Here is a 4,500-nt window from a genome sequence, read left to right on the forward strand (position 1 = left end):
GCGGTGCTGGGCCATCCGGCCAGCAGCGTGGCGATGCTGGCCAATATGCTGGGCGCGCGCGGGCGCGAGCTGCCGGCCGGCACCTTCATCATGACCGGCGGCGTGACCGAGGCCGTCGCGGTGGCGGCGGGCGACAGCATCACGGTGCGCTACCAGCACCTGGGCACGGTTTCGATGCGCTTCGTCTGAGCACGCCGCCAGCAGGTGGCTGGCCGAGCGCGAGGGCTACAGCAACGGCACCCACTGTTACGATGTCATGCTGGCCGAACTAGGCCTGCCGCACGGCATGGCAAGCCCGCGCCGAGTGCGCGGGGCCTGGCGGCACCTTATACGCAATCGATCGACCCAAGCCAGGTCAAGCCAACCCAACCCAAACCAAACCAGACCAAACCAGACTGGAGAAACACCATGCCCATCATGCAAGTCTTCCTGATCGAAGGCAGGACCGAAGAGCAGAAGGCGCGCCTCATCCGCGCGCTCACCGACGCCGCGGTGGAATCGATCGGCGCGCCGGTCGAGACCGTGCGCGTGATGATCACCGAGGTGCCGAACACGCAGTTCGGCATCGGCGGCAAGACCGCGAAGGCACTGGGCCGCTGAGGCGGCGGGGAGAACCGGCATGGACATGAGAACGAGCGGCAGGCACAAGGTGGCCATCATCGGCTCGGGCAATATCGGCACCGACCTCATGATCAAGGTGATGCGCCAGGCCAGGCACCTGGAGATGGGCGCCATGGTCGGCATCGACGCGGCTTCGGACGGGCTGGCGCGTGCCGCCCGCCTGGGCGTGCCCACTACCGAGCCGGTCCGGAGCTGGCCCGGAGTTGACCCGGAGTTGACCCGGCGCTGACCCGAAGCAGGCCCGGAGCAGACTACAATCCGTGCAGATACCTGCCTTCCCGGAAACCGCCATGACCGCACTGCGCACGCTCTATCCGCCCATCGAACCCTACGCGAGCGGCACGCTCGATGTCGGCGATGGCCACGTCATCTATTACGAGCGGGTAGGCACGCCGGGCGGCAAGCCGGCGCTCTTCCTGCATGGCGGGCCCGGCGGCGGCATCTCGGCCGAGCATCGCCGGCTGTTCGACCCCGCGCGCTACGATGTGCTGCTGTTCGACCAGCGCGGCTGCGGCCGCTCGACCCCGCATGCCGGCCTCGAGGCCAATACCACCTGGCACCTCGTCGAGGATATCGAGCGCCTGCGCCGGCTGACCGGTGCCGAGCAATGGCTGGTGTTCGGCGGCTCCTGGGGCTCGACGCTGGCGCTGGCCTATGCGCAGCGCCACCCGGAGCGGGTCAGCGAGCTGGTGCTGCGCGGCATCTATACCCTGAGCAAGGCGGAACTGGCCTGGTACTACCAGTTTGGCGTCTCGGAGATGTTCCCGGAAAAGTGGGCGCGCTTCCAGGCGCTCGTGCCGGAGGCCGGGCGCGGCGACATGCTGGGCGCCTACCGCAAGCTGCTGACCGGCAGCGATACCGCGAAGCAGCTGGAGGCCGCGGTGGCGTGGAGCCTGTGGGAGGGCGAGACCATCACGCTGCTGCCGGACGCCGCCTTCTCGGCCACGCACGGCGACGCGCATTTTGCCCTGGCCTTCGCCCGCATCGAGACACACTATTTCGTCCACGGCGGCTGGCTGGAGGAGGGACAGTTGCTGCGCGACGCGCACCGGCTCGCCGGCATTCCCGGCGTGATCGTGCATGGCCGCTACGACATGCCCTGCCCGGCACGCTACGCCTACGCGCTGCACCAGGCCTGGCCCACAGCCGATTTCCACCTGATCGAAGGCGCTGGCCATGCATGGTCCGAGCCTGGCATCCTCGACCAGCTACTCGCCGCCACGGACCGGTTCGCGGCGAATCACGGCTAGGCCTGTCGCCCGGCCCCGGCGCGCCGGTCAGGCCGGGGCGGGCTCCGCTTCCGTGCGGCTCATGCGCCGGATCGCCTGCGGCGGCTGGCCGAAGGCGCGCAGGAATGCGCGCCGCATGCGTTCGCGGTCGCCGAAGCCGGTGTCCCTTGCCACCACGTCGATCGGATGCCGGCCCGACTCCATCATCAGCCGCGCGGCTTCGACGCGCAGGTGCTCCACCGCCTTGGCCGGCGTCTGCCCGGTCTCTTCGCGGAAAGCCCGGCTGAACTGGCGCGGGCTCAGGTGCGCGGCCTGCGCCAGTTGTTCCACCGAGAGTTCCGCATGCAGGTTCTGCCGGGCGAAGTCCAGCGCCAGCTGGATGCGGTCCGACTTGGGCTCCAGCTCGAGCAGCGCCGAGAACTGCGATTGCCCGCCCGCGCGGCGGTGATAGACCACCAGCTTGCGCGCCACCTGGCGCGCGACCTCGGCGCCCGCATCCTTTTCCACCAGCGCTAGCGCCAGGTCGATGCAGGCCGTCATGCCCGCGGAAGTCCAGACCGGGCCGTCGATGATGAAGATGCGGTCTTCCTCCAGCTTCACCTTGGGATGGGCGCGCCGCAGGTGGCTGGCGAAGAACCAGTGGGTGGTGGCGCGGCGGCCGTCGAGCAGGCCGGCCTCGGCGAGGTTGAAGGCGCCCGTGCAGGTGGCGCCGATGCGGCGCGAGGATTGCGCCGCCTTTTGCAGGAAGCTGACCATGCCGGGGCTGGTGGGCAGGATTTCGTTGTCGCCCACCACCAGGATCGTGTCGAAAGGCGTGTCGTCGAACGGCTTCGTGGTGACGGCGAAGCCGCCCGAGGTGAGCACGGGGCCGCCGTGCTCCGAGAGCAGCGAGAGCGCGTAGAGCGGGCGGCCGGCGGTGAGGTTGGCGAACTCGAGCACCGAGCTGACCGCCAGGTTCATGGCCTGGAAGCCGTCGTAGACGACGATGCCGATGCGCAGCGCAGCAGGCTCGGCCTGCCCGGTCTTGGGTGGCATGGAAGGTTGCATCCGGTAGATTGATGCCAACCGACTATACGCCAGATCCGGGATGCCCACCGGCCGGCGCCGGAAGTGGCGCGCGCGGCGCCGGCGGCAAGGCTTGGCGCGGACCCAGGCCGCTCAGGCCCTTTTCCAGACCGGCGAATCCGCCACCACCACCTTGCGCGGCAGGATCTTCTGGCTGGCAAATGCATCGGCGATCCGCTGCTGCTCTTCCAGCGATGCGGCGTCGACGGTCTGGACCTGGTAAGTCCGCCGCCGGTTGGCCGCTTCCACCGTGGCCGCGTCCAGCCCGATCAGCGGCGCATGCCATTGCGCCGCGGCTGCGGGGTTCTGCTTGATCCATTCGCCGGCGCGGCGCAGTTCGTCGTAGACCGCCGCTAGCACTTCCGGGTGCTTCTGGGCGTATGGCGTGGCGGCCAGATAGAAGCGCCGGTAGCTCGCCAGGCCCTTGCCGTCGCGCAGGATGCGCGCGCTGGCCTGGCGCTGCACGGCGGCCAGGAACGGATCCCAGATCACCCAGGCGGCCACGCTGCCGCGCTCGAAGGCGGCGCGCGCGTCGGCCGGGCTGAGGTAAGCCGGCTCGATGTCGCGGATCGACAGGCCCGCGCTGGCCAGGGCCTCGAGCAGCAGGTAGTGTGCGCCGGCACCCTTGGCGAAGGCGATGCGCTGTCCCTTGAGCTGGGCGATTTCCCTGATCGGCGAATCCTGGCGCACCACGATGGCCTGCGCCTCGGGCGACGGGGTCTCGATCGCGTAGTAGGTCAGGCTGGCGCCGGCGGCCAGGGCGAAGGGCGGCACCGCGTCGGCCACGTCGGCGCTGAGGTCCAGGTTGCCGACATTGAGCGACTCCAGCAGCGGCAGCCCGGAGGTGAATTCGTACCACTGCACCGTTGCGCCGAGCGGCGCCAGCGCCTTTTCCAGCGTCTCGCGCGATTTCAGCAGGATCATCAGCGTGGAGGATTTCTGGTAGCCGATGCGCAGCGTGTGCTTTTGCGCTTGCGCGCGGGCCGGCTGCGCCAAGCCGAGCAGGGCAGCCGCCCCGGCCGCGAGCACGCTGCTGACCACCGTGCGCCGCTGTTTGTCGAGTTCTTGCGCCATTGCCGTTCCTGCATTGTCCGTCGATAAGCGCAGAAGGGTAGGCGAGCGCCGGCCGGCAGGGAACGAATAATGCCGCAGTTGCTTATGCGTCCGGCAGGGCGGGTGAGGGGGTAATGTCCATGCATTCGCGCACCCGATAAATGTCTGCGTGAATGTATTTGCACTGCGCGCAACACCTTTGAAAGCGGCCATCGGCGTTTGCCAGCGAAGGCCTGCCGCGCCGCAAACGCCGTGCTATATTCGTCCACTGTCGACGCAATGAGCGCATCTGCGGGCTCGGGCAAACGTCCTCGCCACCGCATGCCGCCCGCGCGCCCTGGTCCGGTGGCGGTGTCGACGATCTGCAGCGATCCTGCCGTTCTTTCCGTCGTTCATTCCGTCGTTCTTTCCGTCGTCCTTTCCACAAGAGACCCGCCTCGTGTCCATGGTCCAGCTGGCGCTGCGTCGCCCGTACACTTTTATCGTGATGGCGATGCTGATCGTGCTCGCCACGCCCTTCGCGCTGCTGAAG

General features: G+C 68.7%; 4 protein-coding genes and 2 pseudogenes. 4 read left to right on the forward strand and 2 right to left on the reverse strand.

Annotated features, from left to right (window positions below):
- From AC1DO7_RS39685 to pip, 4 genes and pseudogenes are all read left to right on the forward strand, one after another.
- A pseudogene (locus AC1DO7_RS39685) lies at nucleotides 1–189 on the forward strand (4-oxalocrotonate decarboxylase); the annotation flags it as partial.
- Between the two features lie 219 nt (nucleotides 190–408).
- Nucleotides 409–600 carry a 2-hydroxymuconate tautomerase gene (locus tag AC1DO7_RS39690; protein ID WP_441614282.1) on the forward strand — a complete coding sequence of 64 codons (192 nt, stop codon included), beginning with the start codon at nucleotides 409–411 and terminating at the stop codon, nucleotides 598–600.
- A gap of 19 nt (nucleotides 601–619) precedes the next feature.
- A pseudogene (locus AC1DO7_RS39695) lies at nucleotides 620–799 on the forward strand (acetaldehyde dehydrogenase (acetylating)); the annotation flags it as partial.
- A 112-nt stretch (nucleotides 800–911) separates the two neighbouring features.
- Nucleotides 912–1,871: a prolyl aminopeptidase gene (gene pip, locus AC1DO7_RS39700; protein ID WP_441614284.1), complete on the forward strand. Its 960-nt coding sequence runs from the start codon at nucleotides 912–914 to the stop codon at nucleotides 1,869–1,871.
- Nucleotides 1,872–1,898: 27 nt separating this feature from the next.
- Here the strand turns inward: pip and AC1DO7_RS39705 are convergent, their stop codons facing one another.
- Nucleotides 1,899–2,885, reverse strand: a complete 987-nt coding sequence (locus AC1DO7_RS39705) for a GlxA family transcriptional regulator (RefSeq protein ID WP_441614286.1) — start codon at nucleotides 2,883–2,885, stop codon at nucleotides 1,899–1,901.
- A 123-nt stretch (nucleotides 2,886–3,008) separates the two neighbouring features.
- Complete coding sequence (locus AC1DO7_RS39710) at nucleotides 3,009–3,989, reverse strand: aliphatic sulfonate ABC transporter substrate-binding protein (RefSeq protein WP_441614288.1); 981 nt, start codon at nucleotides 3,987–3,989, stop codon at nucleotides 3,009–3,011.
- Nucleotides 3,990–4,500 lie beyond the last annotated feature (511 nt).

It is taken from the genome of Cupriavidus sp. 05N40 (genome assembly GCF_056397305.1).